We start from the raw sequence: 14,082 nt of genomic DNA on the forward strand, positions 1-14,082 counted from the left end.
CCAATGAGCGAATCCGAGACAACTCGAGACAAGTGGGGAATCGCCCACGTCCACGCGTCGTTCAACAACACGCTCATCACGGTCACGGATATGACCGGCGCCGAGACGATCGTGAAGTCGTCCGGCGGCGCCGTGGTGAAGCAGAACCGCGACGAGGCGTCGCCGTACGCGGCGATGCAGATGGCCGAGTCAGTCGCTGAGGACATCAAGGCGGCCGGCATCGAGGGCCTGCACGTTCGCGTCCGCGGTCCGGGCGGGAACGGCAACAAGAGTCCCGGTCCCGGTGCGCAGGCGACGATCCGTGCGCTGGCTCGCGCCGGCCTCGAGATCGGCCGCATCGAGGACGTCACGCCGATCCCGCACGACGGGACGCGTGCGCCGAAAAACAGCCGTCTGTGAGTAACCAATGACGAACGATTTCGAGGTCGAGTTCATCGAACGCGGCGAACGGAAGGCCCGCTTCCTCGTCCGCGGCGCGTCGCCAGCGGTCGCCAACGGCATCCGCCGGGCGATGGTGGCCGACGTGCCGACGTTCAGTATCGACACCGTCCGGTTCGTCGAGAACTCGTCGGTGATGTTCGACGAGATGATCGGGCTGCGTCTGGGGCTCGTGCCCCTGACGACGCCGCTCGACGACTTCGAGGAGGGTGACGTCGTCACCCTCGCACTCGACGTCGAGGGGCCGGCGACGGCGTACTCGGGCGACCTCGAGTCGTCCGACGACCTCGTCCAGCCGGCCGACGAGAACGTCCCGATCGTCGAACTCAAAGACAACCAACACCTCGAGTTCGAGGCCGATGCGGTGCTCGACACCGGCAAGGCGCACGCCAAACACCAGGGCGGCGTCTCCGTCGGCTACCGACACCTCCAGCGCGTGGAGGTCGTCGGCGACGCCGGCGAGTTCGCCTCACAGGAGCCGAACATCCTGCGGGGCGTCATCGAAGAGGCGGCCGCCGAACACGCCGCTGACGAGCGCGCCGAAGACGGCGATCTCGTCGCGACGGACGCGTTCGACAACGACCTCACGAACCGGTACCCGGGGAAAGAGGTCGAGGTCCACGACGTGCCCGAAGCGTTCGTCTTCCACGTGGAGACTGACGGGTCGTTCAGCGTCGAGGAACTCGTCCTGCGGGCCGCCGAATCGCTTGGCGACCGCGCGGCCGAACTCGAAGACAAAGTCGCGATCTAACGTCACGTATGATCTCTGTCCCCTCACCCACTGCCCGACGCTCGCCCGCCGCGCCGTCACCGAACCCGGTGACGACAGCCGGGAGCGCCGCGTCCGTCGCGGGCTTCCAGAGCAGCGAGCGTCGCCAGACCGAAAGGGGTTTGAAGGGACACGCAGTACATCGGAGTGCGAGCAGGGATAGCCAAGTCTGGCCAACGGCGCAGCGTTCAGGGCGCTGTCCCATAGGGGTCCGCAGGTTCAAATCCTGCTCCCTGCACTTTTCGGCTCGACCGAACGGACGAGCCGCGTGCATAGCATACCGATTTGCACCACGGGAGGCGCGACGCGTCTCCCAGCGGTTCAAATCCTGCTCCCTGCACTCCGAATTCTCTCGGACGATCAGTGCCAGTGTGCACCGATCGTCCAACTCTCAGGAGGTAGACAATGAGTAAGACGAATCCGAGACTCAACAGTCTCATCGCCGAGCTGAAGGCGGTCTCCCGTGAGTCCGGTGCCAACGTGTGGCAGGACGTCGCGGACCGTCTGGAGAAGCCACGGCGCACACACGCGGAGGTCAACCTCGGGCGTATCGAACGGTACGCGCGCGAGGACGAGACCGTCGTCGTCCCCGGCAAAGTGCTGGGGAGTGGTGCGCTGCAGAAGAATGTTACAGTCGCAGCGGTCGACTTCTCGTCGTCCGCTCGAACAAAGATCGAACAGGTCGGGGACACGGTGGCGCTCGAACGCGCCATCGAAGAGAACCCCGAAGGAAGCAACGTCCGGGTGATTCGATGAGTCTCTCCGAGTTCGACGCCGACGTCGTCGTCGACGCGCGAAACTGCATCGTCGGTCGCGTCGCCAGCGAGGTCGCCCAGCGCGCCCTCGACGGCGAGCGCGTCGCGATCATCAACGCCGAGGACGCCGTGATTACCGGCTCCGAGGAGGACGTGATGTCGACGTACCGCAAGCGTGCGGACGTCGGCTCCGACCGCGGACCGAACTACCCCTCGCGTCCGGACGGCATCTTCAAGCGCGCGGTGCGCGGGATGCTGCCGACCGACAAGACCGAGGGCCGCGAGGCCGTCGGCAACGTCCGCGTCTACGTGGGTAACCCCTTCGACGAGGACGGCGACGCGATCGAGGGTACCACGCTCGACCGACTCTCGAACATCAAGTTCCTCTCGCTCGGAGAGATTTCCGAGAACCTGGGTGCAAAAGTCACATGGTAACGAATACCTCTGGCAAGAAGAAGACGGCCATCGCCCGCGCCACCGTGCGCGAGGGCGAGGGCCGCGTCCGAATCGACTCCCAGCCGGTCGAACTCGTCGAGCCGGAGATGGCCCGCCTGAAGATGCTGGAACCGTTCCGCATCGCCGGCGAGGATCTCCGCTCGCAGGTCGACATCGACGTCAGCGTCTCCGGCGGCGGTTTCGCCGGACAGGCTGACGCTACGCGGACAGCGATCGCCCGCGGGCTGGTGCAGTATCTCAACGACGCCGAACTCCGCGACGCGTATATGGACTTCGACCGCTCGCTGCTCGTCAACGACGTGCGCCAGTCCGAGCCCAAGAAGTGGGGCGGACCGGGTGCCCGAGCGCGCTACCAGAAGTCCTACCGCTGAGGTGATCCACCTATGATGATACCAGTTCGGTGTTTCACGTGCGGCAACGTCGTCGGTGAACACTGGGACGAATTCAAAGACCGCGCCCGCGAGGGCGACGAGGACCCGGCGAAAGTCCTCGACGACCTCGGGGTCGAGAGGCACTGCTGTCGACGGATGATGGTCTCGCACAAAGACCTCGTCGACGTCGTGGCCCCCTACCAATGAGCGGACGAACCCAGTACAATCGGTACGAGAAGGCCCGCGTCCTGGGCGCGCGAGCACTGCAGGTCTCCTATGGGGCCCCGGTACTCGTCGATACTGACCAGTCCGAGCCGATCCTGGTGGCTGCAGAGGAGTACGACGCCGGCGTCCTGCCGTTCACGGTGAACCGGGAGGGCGAGTGAGATGACACTCATCACGAACGTCTCGCTCCGTCGGATCCTCGACTCCCGTGGCAACCCCACGGTCGAGGCCGACGTCCTGACCGAATCCGGCGGCTTCGGTCGCGCGGCCGCCCCGAGTGGGGCGAGCACGGGCGAGTACGAAGCCATCGAACTCCCGCCGAGCGAAGCGATCGCTGCGGCCCGAGAGGGAGCGATTCCCCGACTCGTCGGCGCTGTCCACGCGGGGAATCAGCGCGAAGTCGACGCCGCGCTCCACGCGGCGGACGGCACCGACGACTTCTCGGAGATCGGCGCCAACAGCGCGGTCGCCATCTCGATGGCGGCCGCGAAGGCCGGCGCGGACGTCCTGGGTGCGCCGCTGTATCAGCACCTGGGCGGCACGTTCCGCGGCGACTCCTTCCCGACGCCGCTCGGCAACGTCGTCGGCGGCGGCGAGCACGCCAAGGAGGCGACTCACATCCAGGAGTTCCTCGCCGCGCCAGTCGGCGCGCCGAGCATCTCCGAGGCCGTCTTCGCGAACGCCGCCGTTCACGCGCGAGTCTCCGAACTCCTCGACGAGCGGGACGTTCCCGCCGCGAAGGGCGACGAGGGCGCGTGGGCACCGCCGATCTCGGACGCAGACGCGTTCGAGGTCGTCGACCAGGCCGTCTCCGATACGGCCGACGAACTCGGCTTCGAGATCAAGTTCGGCCTGGATATGGCTGCCGCGGAACTGTACGACGCCGAAGCGGACGGCTACGTCTACGGCGACGAGGTCAAATCGACAGACGAACAGGTCGAGTACGTCGCCGAGATGGTCCGCGAGTACGACCTCGTCTACGTCGAGGACCCCCTCGACGAGGACGACTACGAGGGCTTCGCGGACCTCACCGCGCGCGTCGGCGAACAGACGCTCATCTGCGGCGACGACCTCTTCGTGACGAACGTCGAGCGCCTGCAGGACGGCATCGACGCCGACGCCGCGAACTCGATCCTCATCAAGCCGAACCAGATCGGCTCGCTGTCGGACGCCTTCGACGCGATCGAACTGGCGACCGAGAACGGCTACGAGACGGTCATCTCTCACCGCTCGGGCGAGACCGAAGACACCACCATCGCACACCTCGCTGTGGCCACCGACGCCGGCTTCATCAAGACCGGGACGGTCCAGGGCGAGCGAACTGCCAAACTCAACGAACTCATCCGCATCGCGGACGACGCAGTATGACAGAGAACGACAACGACGCGGTCGAAGTCGTCGACGACGAATCCGAGGCCGACGCGGCCGAGGGCGACGTCGAGGCGACCGAGGCCGACGCCGAGACGACCGAACCGGTCGCCGAGACCGCCGCAGACGAGGTCGACGCCGACGACGGCGCGGCCGCCGACGAGGCGGACGAGGCCGAAACAGAGTCCGAGGGGCCCGCCTTCGATGAAGACGTAATGCCCGACGAGGAGGCCGACCTCCTCATCCCCGTCGAGGACTACCTCTCTGCGGGGGTCCACATCGGGACTCAGCAGAAGACCGAGGACATGGAGCGGTTCATCCACCGCGTCCGCGACGACGGCCTGTACGTGCTGGACGTCAGCCAGACCGACTCGCGGATCCGGACGGCCGCAGACTTCCTCGCGAACTACGACCCCGAACAGATCCTGGTCACGAGCTCGCGGCAGTACGGCCGCTTCCCGGCGACGAAGTTCGCCGACGCGGTCGGCGCGCGAGCCCGTACCGGACGCTTCATTCCGGGGACGCTGACGAACCCCGACTACGACGGCTACATCGAGCCGGACGTGGTCGTGGTCACCGACCCGATCGGGGACGCCCAGGCCGTCAAAGAGGCCATCACGGTCGGCATCCCGGTCATTGCGATGTGTGACTCGAATAACCAGACGAGCAACGTCGACCTCGTGGTTCCCACGAACAACAAGGGTCGACGCGCGCTGTCGGTCGTCTACTGGCTGCTGGCCAACGAGACGCTCGACCGCCGCGGTAGCGACACGGTCTACGCCCTCGAGGACTTCGAGGACGAGATCTAAATTTCGATTCGCTGACTGGTTCCTTTTCCCGCCGCCCGCGACCGGAGCCAGCGACAGCAACGAGATTTATTCACGCCCGGCGCGTACTGCGTGTATGTCGAAACTGCTCGCCCAGCGGAGCGTCGGCGGCCTCGCGAACGCGATCGACGCCAACGAGGACCTCACAGTCGTGGACACGCGCCCGCCAGAGAGCTTCGAGGCGTGGCACGTTCCGGGCGCAGTCAACGTCCCGTATCACCCCGTCGACGGCCTCGGCGGCGGGTTCACCTGGGACGACGTCGCGGCCCTCCTCGACGAGGGGCCGATCGCCGTCATCTGTGCAAAGGGGCTGGCCTCGACCTCGTTCGGGTTCGAACTCTCCGCCCGCGGCTACGAGGACGTCAGCGTGGTCAAGGGGGGGATGGAAGACTGGAGTAAACTCTACGACGTCGTCGAACTCGACGTCGACGGAGACCTGTTCCTCGCGCAGATCCAGCGCCGGGCGAAGGGCTGTCTGGGCTACGTCGTCGGCGACCGGGCGGCGGGCGAAGCGCTCGTCGTCGACCCCACACGGCAAGACCACGAGTTCGAACTCGTCGCCGCCGACGCCGGACTCCGCGTCACCGGCGTCCTCGACACGCACGTTCACGCCGATCACCTCTCGGGTGGGCGCGCGCTGGCCGAGCGGGTCTCGGTGCCGTACTACCTGCACAGCGAGGCGACCGAACGCGACGTCGTCCATGACTTCACGCCCGTCTCGGACGGCCAGACGCTCTCGGTGGGAGACGTCGACGTCGAGGTCCTCGCGGCACCCGGACACACGACCGAACTGGTGAATCTGCTCGTCGACGGCGAGTACCTCCTGTCGGCGGACACGCTGTTCGTCGAGTCCGTCGGGCGGACCGAGTTAGAGTTCGGCGAGGAGGGCGCGAAAGCGGGTGCAGAGATGCTCTACGAGACGCTTCACGACGTCTACGCGGCGCTCGACGACGACGTGACTGTCCTTCCAGGCCACGTGTCGGTCGACGCCGACGGCCGATTCGGCGTCGCGAAACCGGGAGAACTGGTGGCCGCGAGGCTCGGAGCCCTCCGCGGGCAACTGGACCTGTTCGCGCTCGATCGTGAGACGTTCGTCGAACGGGTCACCGGACAGTCGAACGAGAAACCGCCGAACTTCGAGACCGTCATCGACGTCAACCGCGGCGTCCTCGAACTCGATTTCGAGGAGGGTGCCGACCTGGAACTCGGGCCGAACAACTGCGCGGTGTGAGGCCACCTGGCGGCACGGACAGTCAGTAGTCCGGTCGTAGTACCGATGCCGTAATATAGCCGCCAACGCCGCTCGATCGGTCCAGATTCGGTGCGTGTGTGGGGACTGGACGCACGGCCAGTCATCCGACCGCATCGTCGTCTGCGACTGCGGCGCGACGTACGCCGTGACCGTCACGGAACGGTCGCCCGACCCGGATCAGTCGTTCCGGTCGCCCGGCACTGTCTGCCCGGAACAAGGGTTTTGCGCGCCCGCCCCAACTACGTTGTATGAATCTCCTTCGGAGCGTTCAGGCGGTCGCCGGCGCGAGCGATCCCGACGGGGCCGGACAGATCGACTGGACGGCCGTCGCGACGGCCGCCAAGAGCGCCACGGACCCCGGTGACCTCGACCTCTCGGAGGCCGAGCGGAGCGGGTACGCGACGGACGTCCGCGACGCCCGCGACCGACTCCGATCGCTCGGCGGTCTCGACTTCGACGTCCCGGCGACGATCGAGATCCAGAGCCGTCACCACTGGATCGATGCCAACGTCGAAACCTTTCGCCGCGTGATGCGGCCGGTCGAGGCCGAGGTGAGCGTCGCCTTCCCGAACGCGACCCGGATGGTCAACACCGGGTCGATGGCGTTCGTGCTCTCGTTTCTCGGCTCGCACGTGCTCGGTCAGTACGATCCGCTGCTCCTCGCGGAGGGCGACGACGCGGATCACGGCCTCTACTTCGTTCACCCCAACATCGTCGCGGCGGCGCGCGAACTCGACGTCGACTACCCCCGGTTCCGTCGGTGGATCGCCTTCCACGAGGTCACCCACGCCGCGGAGTTCGGTGCCGCGCCGTGGCTCTCGGACCACCTCGAGTCTCGGATGGAAGACGGACTCGAGATGCTCGCAAACGGACGGTTCGACCGGGACGCCTTCCAGGATCTGGACGTCGCTATGACGGCCGTCGAGGGCTACGCGGAGTTACTGATGGACCGCGCGTTCGACGCCGAATACGCTGATTTGCGCGCGAAACTCGATGCGCGCCGACGCGGCGGCGGGCCGCTGGCTCGGGTGGCTCGCCGGCTGCTCGGTCTCGGGATGAAACGCCGCCAGTACGAGCGCGGAGCCGCGTTCTTCGAGGCCGTCGCCGACCGCCGCGGACTCGCGGCCGCTGGGACGGTCTGGGACCGACCCCAGCACCTCCCGACGGCCGCAGAGCTAGACGACCCGGACCGGTGGCTCGCTCGCGTCGATCCGTAGGCTGTCGGGGGTCCGGTGTCCGGCCGGCGGCAACCGTCATACTCTTTCTACCGGGGTCCGAACCCCGAGTATGCGCGTGAGAGACTGGCAGGACATCCTCGCAGACGTGACCGAAGCCGGCGTCGATCCCGACGGCTGGCGAGCGGTCGCCGGCGACCGCCGCGACGGCCTCGGCGAGGACCTGTACCTCGGGCACCCCAACGCCGGCGTGTACGCGCTGAAGACGTACGCGAAGAACCCGACGGAACTTCGCGGCGTCGGGGGGCGCGTCGCCCGCCGGATCGACGAGGACCTCGAACCGCTGCTGCCCTCCGAGGAGCACGACGACCCGGGGCACTTCGCGGTGCAATCGCCCCCCGAGGACGAGGATCACGCCGAGACGATGGCCAAACGCCTCGAGGAGGCCGTGAAAGTCCACGCCGAGGCACCGACGTCACCGGACGACTTCTTCGAGGACGTGATGGACGCGCTCGACAGTCCGGCGTTCGGGCCGATGGACTACGAGTTCGACGGCCGGCCGGATCGCCTCGATGAGTTGAGCGAGACCTTCGCCGACGCCGACGAGTTGCTCTCGAAGGACCTCGACGACCTCGTCGACGAAGACGGCGTCGGCCGCGGGTTCCAGTGATGTCGCTGTCAACACCGCCCGCTGTCTGTCGTTCGGGGGCGATCTGACGTGGTCGGACCGAGTCTCACCGACTCCGAGCGCGACATCGCCAGCCGACGGCTTAAGCTGAGTTTCGTGGGCCTCGTGGCGGCCTCGGGCGGTCTCATCGCACTCCAGGCCGGCGGATCGCTCGTCATCATCGCCGCCGGGATCGTCTCCGGGCTCGTGCTCGGTGCCGTGCTGCTGTGGTTTCTGCTTCGCTGGTGGGCGGAGTTCCTGCCCCAACCAGACCGCGGGCGTCGGTGAGGTCGCCACCGTCGGTCGGGGACCGCGTGGAACGGGCCTCACACCCGCCGAGCGCGGTTCCCCTCGGCTGAGAGCACCCGGTCCATCGCCCCGACCGATAGCGTCTTACCCCGCGACCCGCAGGGACGTTACGTGAAACTGCGCGGTCGCATCGTCGAGGTGAACGACGAGCGAGAGGTCGAAACGTCCTACGGGACGCGCTCGCTGGCGGAGGTCACGATCCGTCCGAACCCCGGGAACGGCCGGGCGAGCGCGGACGGCGGACCAGACGTCGACGGCGAGTCCCACGCCGACGTCGCGGGCGGCGCTGCCCAACTCACGCTGTGGGGGAAGTGGACCCACACGGTCGAGCACGCCGAGCCGGGAATGGAACTGCTCGCGACCGATCTCGAAACCGACGAGTACCGCGGCGAGATGACGTACGCGACCACTGGTGACTCCCACGTCGTGCTCGAGCCCGGGTTTCTCGTCGACGTGACCGACGTGCGCTCGTGGGTCCAGTGCCCGCGGATGTACTACCTCAACAAACTCTCGGGGATTCCGCTGAACTACCCCGTGGTCAAGGGGACGATCGTCCACGAGGTGTTCGGCGATCTCCTCCGCGATCGCGACCTCGCGGAGTCGATCGACGAGCGCGTCGGCGAGGCCGGACTGGAACTGGGACTGCTCGGACGGGAGGCCGCGGAGGTCCGCGACGAGGTCCGCCGCAACGCGGCGGCCATCGAAGGGTGGCTGTCGCAGGGGACACTCACCGAGGAGGACGCCTGGCGCTCGGAGTACACGCTGATCTCGCCCACCTACGGGATCAAGGGACGCGCCGACGCGCTCCGCCGCGGGATGCCGGTCGAACTCAAGACGGGCAAGAACACCAAGCGCGAGCCCCGCTTTCACGACAAGATCCAGGCGGCCGCCTACGCGCTGATCCTCGACGAGCGGGGCGTCGCCGCCGACACGGGCACGCTCCTGTACACCAAGAACACGGCACTGGAACGCACCGAGGAGACGGGCGACCTCTCGCCCGCGAAGGAGTTCTCGATCGGTGACGGCCTGCTCGACTTCGTCGTCCGGACTCGCAACGAGATTGCGGCGATGGAGTTCGATTCGTCGGTGCCGACGGGCTACGAGGCGGACGCACGCTGTGAGTACTGCTTCGAGCAGGACACCTGTATGGTCGTCTCCGGGCGCCTCGATCAGGAGTCGAAGGCCGGCCAGATCGGCTCTCCGGTGCCCGACGCGGAGCGCGCGTACTTCGATCGGTTCTATCAGGCGATCGAAGCCGAGCGCCGCGCCGTCCACGCCGAGTACCGCAAGCTCTGGGAACAGTCCGCCGAAGCGCGGGCCGCGGACGACCGGGCGCTGATCGATCTGGAGCCCGCAGGTCGAACCGAACTCGACGACGGTCGGTGGGAACTCCGCGCGCGGAAGCCCGCCGAGGCCGTCTCGAAACTCCGCGAGGGCGACGTCGCGCTCGCGAGCGACGGTGACCCCGTCGCGGGCCACGCCGAACTCTGCCGGATCGTCGCGGTCGGCGACGACGTCGTCGTCCGCGCCGACGAACCGCTCTCGGTCCGCCGACTCGACGTGTACCCCTCCGAAATCGGGGTCGATCGGATGCTCACCGCGCTCCACGACTTCGTCCTGAAGGGCGATCCCGACACGAAGGACGTGCTCTTCGGTCGTCGCGACCCGGTGTTCGCGGACCGTGCCGCGTCGCCCGGCACCTACGTCGACAACAACGCGGCCCAGGACGAGGCCGTCCGGCTGGCGGTCGACGCCGACGACATCGCGCTGATCCACGGGCCGCCGGGGACGGGCAAGACCCACACCATCGCGCGGATCGTCCGCACCCTCGTCGAATCCGGCGAGCGCGTCTTGCTCTCGGCGTTCACCAACCGCGCGGTCGACAACGCGCTCGAAGCGGTCCGCGAGGCCGGCGTCGCGGACGTCGTCCGCGTCGGAACCGAGAACGGCGTCCGCGAGGATATGCTCGACGTCCGTCTCGAACGCGGTGGCGAGCCGAACGAGCGGGCGGCAGCGCTCCGCGATGCGCCGGTCGTCGCCGCCACGACCGCCACCTGCGGGTCGCGGGTGATGCGCGAGCAGTCCTTCGACGTCGCACTGGTCGACGAGGCGTCACAACTCACCGAACCGAGCACCCTGGCCGCCACCAATCTGGCCGATCGATTCGTCCTCGTCGGCGACCACCAGCAACTCCCGCCGGTCGTGCAAGCCGGCCCCACGCCAGGCGGCGACGACGCCGGTGCGAGCGCGGGCGACGACGACGCCGGTGCGGGCGCGGGCGACGGGGATGCCAACGCCCTCTCGACTTCCCTGTTCGAGCGTCTCATCGACGCCCACCCGGACGCGTCGGTCCTGCTCGATCGACAGTACCGGATGGCCCAGCGTATTCAGGCCTTCTCCTCGCAGGAGTTCTATGACGGGGCGCTCCGTCCTGCAAGCGGCTCCGTCGCGGCCCAGGGCCTCGCGGACCTCGGCGTCGACGAGGGCGCTCTCCCGCCCGCACTCCGAGATCCCGTCGCCTTCGTCGATCCCCAGGGCGAGCGGGTCGGCAACACTAATCCCGCCGAAGCCGACCGCGTCGCCGACCTGGTGGACGCCTACGTGGACGCCGGCGTGGACCCCGACGACATCGGGGTGATCGCCCCGTTCCGCGCCCAGGTCGCCGAGATCGCGCGCCGGACGGACGTGTCCGTCGACACCGTCGACCGGTTCCAGGGATCGGCGAAAGAGGTGATCCTCGTTTCGTTCGTCGCCAGCGGGACCCTCGACGGGCCGCTCTTCGAGGACCACCGGCGGATGAACGTCGCGCTCACACGAGCGAAGAAGGCGCTCACGCTCGTCGGCGACGCCGACGCGCTCGGGTCGGATCCGTTCTACGCGCGACTGCTCGACTGGGCGCAGCGGTAGGCGATCGCGCCCCGTCACCGGCGACCGTCGTCCCGTCCGTTCCCGGGGTCGGGTGCACCGCCTCCCGTCCAACAGTATAATCCGCCACCGTCCCTACTGGGGACCGTGCCGTTCCTGCAGTTCGACACGACCGCCACTCCGACTCCGGACGAGAAGCGAGCGGTCACCGACACCGTGACTGAACTGTACGCCGAAGAGATGGCGACGACGACCGATCACGTCGCAGTGGCGATCCGGGAGCACCCGGTTGAGAACCTCGCGCTCGGCCGCGCCGTCGACGGGCCGCTCTGTGTTCTGAGTGCCGACATTCGCGAGGGGCGCTCGTTCGAGCGCCGTCGGTCGTTCGCGCTGGCGGCTATGGAACTCGTCGCCGACCGGTGGTCGGTTCCCGAACCGAATCTGAAAGTTTCGTTTACCGAACATCCGGGAGCGGACCTGATGGGCGTCGATCGCGTCGGCGGCGAGTGGGCGGCCGACGAACGTGAGTGAGAAGCCGCGGCGACAGCGAGCGAGTGTACGAGCGCGGATTAAAACAACACCACGGGCCAGACGAACCGGAAGAGCACCCAGATCAGCCCGGTCAGGACGACCGTCATCACGATGTTCAGGATGACGCCGGCGCGCATCATATGGCGCTGTTCGATGTAGCCGGACCCGAAGACGATGGCGTTCGGGGGCGTCGCGACCGGGAGCGCGAACGCGAAACTCGCCGCGACCGCGCCCGACACTGAAAGGAAGACCGCGGCCGACACCTCAGCCAGGCCGAGCGTCGCCGCGAACACCCCACCGATGCTGATCAGCACCGGGACGATGATCGTCGCTGTCGCGGTGTTCGAGGTCATCTCGGTGAGGAAGATGACAAGCAGCACGACCGCCCCGACGACGAGCACGATCGGCGCGCCAGTCAGCGAGTTGAACACCGTGTTCGCGATCCAGTCGGTCGCGCCCGTGGCGGCCAGCGCGTCCGCCAGTGCGATCCCGCCGCCGAACAGCAGGATCGTCCCCCAGTCGATGTCGACCAGTTCGTCCCACGACATCGTGTCAGCGAGCACCAACGCGGGTATCGCCGCGAGGCCGACCATCACGTAGTAGAGGATCCCCTGGTGCCCCTCGACGCCGAAGACGCTCATCCCGCCGCCACCGAAGATCGTGGTGGCCCACACGTCCGGGAGAGACGGCCCGAGTAGATCTCCGAGCCCTCCGACGACCCACAGCAACGCCGTCGCCGTGAAGATGTAGGCGACCCGCTTTCCGCGCGTGCTCAGCGCGCCCTCATCCGCCAGGTAGCGTGCGGCCTCGTCGCGGGCGGCCTCGACGTTCTGGATCCGGGGTGGATAGATGCGGTACGTCAGGAGGTACCAGACGAGCGGGAGCGTGACGAGGACGATCGGGAGCCCGATGAGGAGCCACTGCGCGAACCCGATCTCGTAGCCCAGAATCTCGTTGAGCTGGGCGGCCAGGATCGCGTTCGGTGGCGTCCCGATCAGGGTGCCGACGCCACCGACACTTGCGGCGTACGCGGTGCCGAGCAGCATCGATAACTGGAGGTTGGTGAAGCCGCCGTCGTCCGTGGCGACTGCCCCGGCTGTCCCACCGCCGTCGCCAACGACCTCCCCGTCGTCGGCGACGTCGTCGTCGATGTCGGTGTTCGGGTCCGGTGCGGCCGCGGCGACGTCGTCGCGGCCGAGGACCTGCGTGAGCACCCCGAGCGCGATCGGCGTCATCATTGCCGTCGTCGCAGTGTTCGAGACCCACATCGAGAGAAACGCGGTCGCGAGCATCACGGCGGCGACGAGCCGGCGCGGCGAGGAGCCCATCTTCGACATCATCCACAGCGCGATCCGGCGATCGATATCGTACTTCTGGAGCGCGTTCGCCAACATGAACCCCGCGATGAACAGGAAGATCAGGTGGTCGGCAAAGCCCACGAGCGCCGCATCGAGATCGTCGTAGACGCCCATCGCGGTCAGAACGAATGGAATCGAGACGGCCGTCACCGCCAGCGGGAGTGCCCCAGTCACCCATAGGAATCCGGCGAAGAACATCGTCGCGATCGCGTACTGTCCCCGAACGGGGAGTGCGCCCGGCGACGGCGCGACCGCGATGGCTGCCGTACCGGCGAGCGCGATCGCGAACAGCACCAACCGCCGCTGTGCTTCCGAGTTACCCAGTTGTATCATTGATACACGCCACTAACGAAACTACATAATTAATATTTTTCGAAGGGATTCCGGCGGTTTCGCCCCGTCCGCAGCGAACGCACTCAGAAGTGAGCCGCTATCGCTTCGACCTGTTCGTCGTCGAGTTCGGCCGCATAGAGTCTGAACAGTTCCTGTCGGCGGAGTTCCGAGAGGCCTCTGGTCCCGGATTCGAGCATCGATATGTGGGCCTGGAGGATGTCGTCGACTTCCTGTTCGACTGTCCGCTGTTCATACCCCGCAGCGACCCGAAGGAGTCGCCACGCCAGCGGCGAGAGATCAGCGACGTCGACGGACGGCGTGGTGTCCATCGCCTCACTCTCCACGTCGGATCATAAAAACACTCACGACCGCCCCGGCGAGCG

At 67.4% G+C, this 14,082-nt stretch carries 17 protein-coding genes and 1 tRNA gene; 16 read left to right on the top strand and 2 right to left on the bottom strand.

Annotation, left to right across the window (positions count from 1 at the left end):
• Window positions 1–3 precede the first annotated feature (3 nt).
• The 16 genes from BLU74_RS09635 to BLU74_RS09710 all read left to right on the top strand — a co-directional run bounded on the left by BLU74_RS09635 (window position 4) and on the right by BLU74_RS09710 (window position 12,008).
• Window positions 4–399: a 30S ribosomal protein S11 gene (locus BLU74_RS09635; protein WP_089767059.1), complete on the top strand. Its 396-nt coding sequence runs from the start codon at window positions 4–6 to the stop codon at window positions 397–399.
• A gap of 7 nt (window positions 400–406) precedes the next feature.
• The gene (locus BLU74_RS09640) at window positions 407–1,189 is read left to right on the top strand and encodes a DNA-directed RNA polymerase subunit D (RefSeq protein WP_089767060.1); all 783 of its coding nucleotides are present in this window, start codon (window positions 407–409) and stop codon (window positions 1,187–1,189) included.
• Window positions 1,190–1,360: 171 nt separating this feature from the next.
• Window positions 1,361–1,445, top strand: a tRNA-Leu gene (locus tag BLU74_RS09645).
• Window positions 1,446–1,612: 167 nt separating this feature from the next.
• Window positions 1,613–1,963 (top strand): 50S ribosomal protein L18e, encoded by a 351-nt coding sequence (locus tag BLU74_RS09650; protein WP_089767061.1) that lies wholly within the window; start codon window positions 1,613–1,615, stop codon window positions 1,961–1,963.
• Window positions 1,960–2,397, top strand: a complete 438-nt coding sequence (locus tag BLU74_RS09655; RefSeq protein WP_089767062.1) for a 50S ribosomal protein L13 — start codon at window positions 1,960–1,962, stop codon at window positions 2,395–2,397. Before BLU74_RS09650 ends, BLU74_RS09655 begins: the two co-directional genes overlap by 4 nt.
• Window positions 2,391–2,789 carry a 30S ribosomal protein S9 gene (locus BLU74_RS09660; protein ID WP_089767063.1) on the top strand — a complete coding sequence of 133 codons (399 nt, stop codon included), beginning with the start codon at window positions 2,391–2,393 and terminating at the stop codon, window positions 2,787–2,789. Before BLU74_RS09655 ends, BLU74_RS09660 begins: the two co-directional genes overlap by 7 nt.
• Window positions 2,790–2,801: 12 nt before the next feature.
• Complete coding sequence (locus tag BLU74_RS09665; protein WP_089767064.1) at window positions 2,802–2,996, top strand: DNA-directed RNA polymerase subunit N; 195 nt, start codon at window positions 2,802–2,804, stop codon at window positions 2,994–2,996.
• Window positions 2,993–3,175 (top strand): DNA-directed RNA polymerase subunit K, encoded by a 183-nt coding sequence (locus BLU74_RS09670; protein WP_089767065.1) that lies wholly within the window; start codon window positions 2,993–2,995, stop codon window positions 3,173–3,175. The genes BLU74_RS09665 and BLU74_RS09670 overlap by 4 nt, the downstream gene beginning before the upstream one ends.
• A 1-nt stretch (window position 3,176) precedes the next feature.
• On the top strand, window positions 3,177–4,382 hold the full coding sequence (gene eno / locus BLU74_RS09675; RefSeq protein ID WP_089767066.1) for a phosphopyruvate hydratase: 1,206 nt from the start codon (window positions 3,177–3,179) through the stop codon (window positions 4,380–4,382).
• Window positions 4,379–5,191 carry a 30S ribosomal protein S2 gene (rpsB, locus tag BLU74_RS09680; protein ID WP_089767067.1) on the top strand — a complete coding sequence of 271 codons (813 nt, stop codon included), beginning with the start codon at window positions 4,379–4,381 and terminating at the stop codon, window positions 5,189–5,191. The genes eno and rpsB overlap by 4 nt, the downstream gene beginning before the upstream one ends.
• Window positions 5,192–5,285: 94 nt before the next feature.
• Window positions 5,286–6,440, top strand: a complete 1,155-nt coding sequence (locus BLU74_RS09685) for an MBL fold metallo-hydrolase (protein ID WP_089767068.1) — start codon at window positions 5,286–5,288, stop codon at window positions 6,438–6,440.
• A 269-nt stretch (window positions 6,441–6,709) separates the two neighbouring features.
• The gene (locus BLU74_RS09690; protein ID WP_089767069.1) at window positions 6,710–7,678 is read left to right on the top strand and encodes a zinc-dependent metalloprotease; all 969 of its coding nucleotides are present in this window, start codon (window positions 6,710–6,712) and stop codon (window positions 7,676–7,678) included.
• Between the two features lie 70 nt (window positions 7,679–7,748).
• The gene (locus BLU74_RS09695; protein ID WP_089767070.1) at window positions 7,749–8,306 is read left to right on the top strand and encodes a hypothetical protein; all 558 of its coding nucleotides are present in this window, start codon (window positions 7,749–7,751) and stop codon (window positions 8,304–8,306) included.
• Between the two features lie 48 nt (window positions 8,307–8,354).
• Complete coding sequence (locus BLU74_RS09700) at window positions 8,355–8,591, top strand: hypothetical protein (RefSeq protein ID WP_089767071.1); 237 nt, start codon at window positions 8,355–8,357, stop codon at window positions 8,589–8,591.
• Window positions 8,592–8,723: 132 nt separating this feature from the next.
• Window positions 8,724–11,519, top strand: a complete 2,796-nt coding sequence (locus tag BLU74_RS09705; protein ID WP_089767072.1) for an AAA domain-containing protein — start codon at window positions 8,724–8,726, stop codon at window positions 11,517–11,519.
• A gap of 105 nt (window positions 11,520–11,624) precedes the next feature.
• Entirely contained in the window at window positions 11,625–12,008 is a 384-nt protein-coding gene (locus tag BLU74_RS09710; protein ID WP_089767073.1) for a tautomerase family protein, read from the top strand.
• A gap of 38 nt (window positions 12,009–12,046) precedes the next feature.
• Here BLU74_RS09710 and BLU74_RS09715 read toward each other — a convergent pair whose 3' ends face one another.
• Both BLU74_RS09715 and BLU74_RS09720 read right to left on the bottom strand, forming a co-directional pair.
• Window positions 12,047–13,699 carry an SLC13 family permease gene (locus tag BLU74_RS09715; protein WP_089767074.1) on the bottom strand — a complete coding sequence of 551 codons (1,653 nt, stop codon included), beginning with the start codon at window positions 13,697–13,699 and terminating at the stop codon, window positions 12,047–12,049.
• A gap of 83 nt (window positions 13,700–13,782) precedes the next feature.
• Window positions 13,783–14,028 (bottom strand): hypothetical protein, encoded by a 246-nt coding sequence (locus BLU74_RS09720; protein WP_089767075.1) that lies wholly within the window; start codon window positions 14,026–14,028, stop codon window positions 13,783–13,785.
• Between the last annotated feature and the right edge of the window lie 54 nt (window positions 14,029–14,082).

It is taken from the genome of Halobellus clavatus, from assembly GCF_900107195.1.
Lineage (GTDB): Archaea > Halobacteriota > Halobacteria > Halobacteriales > Haloferacaceae > Haloquadratum > Haloquadratum clavatum.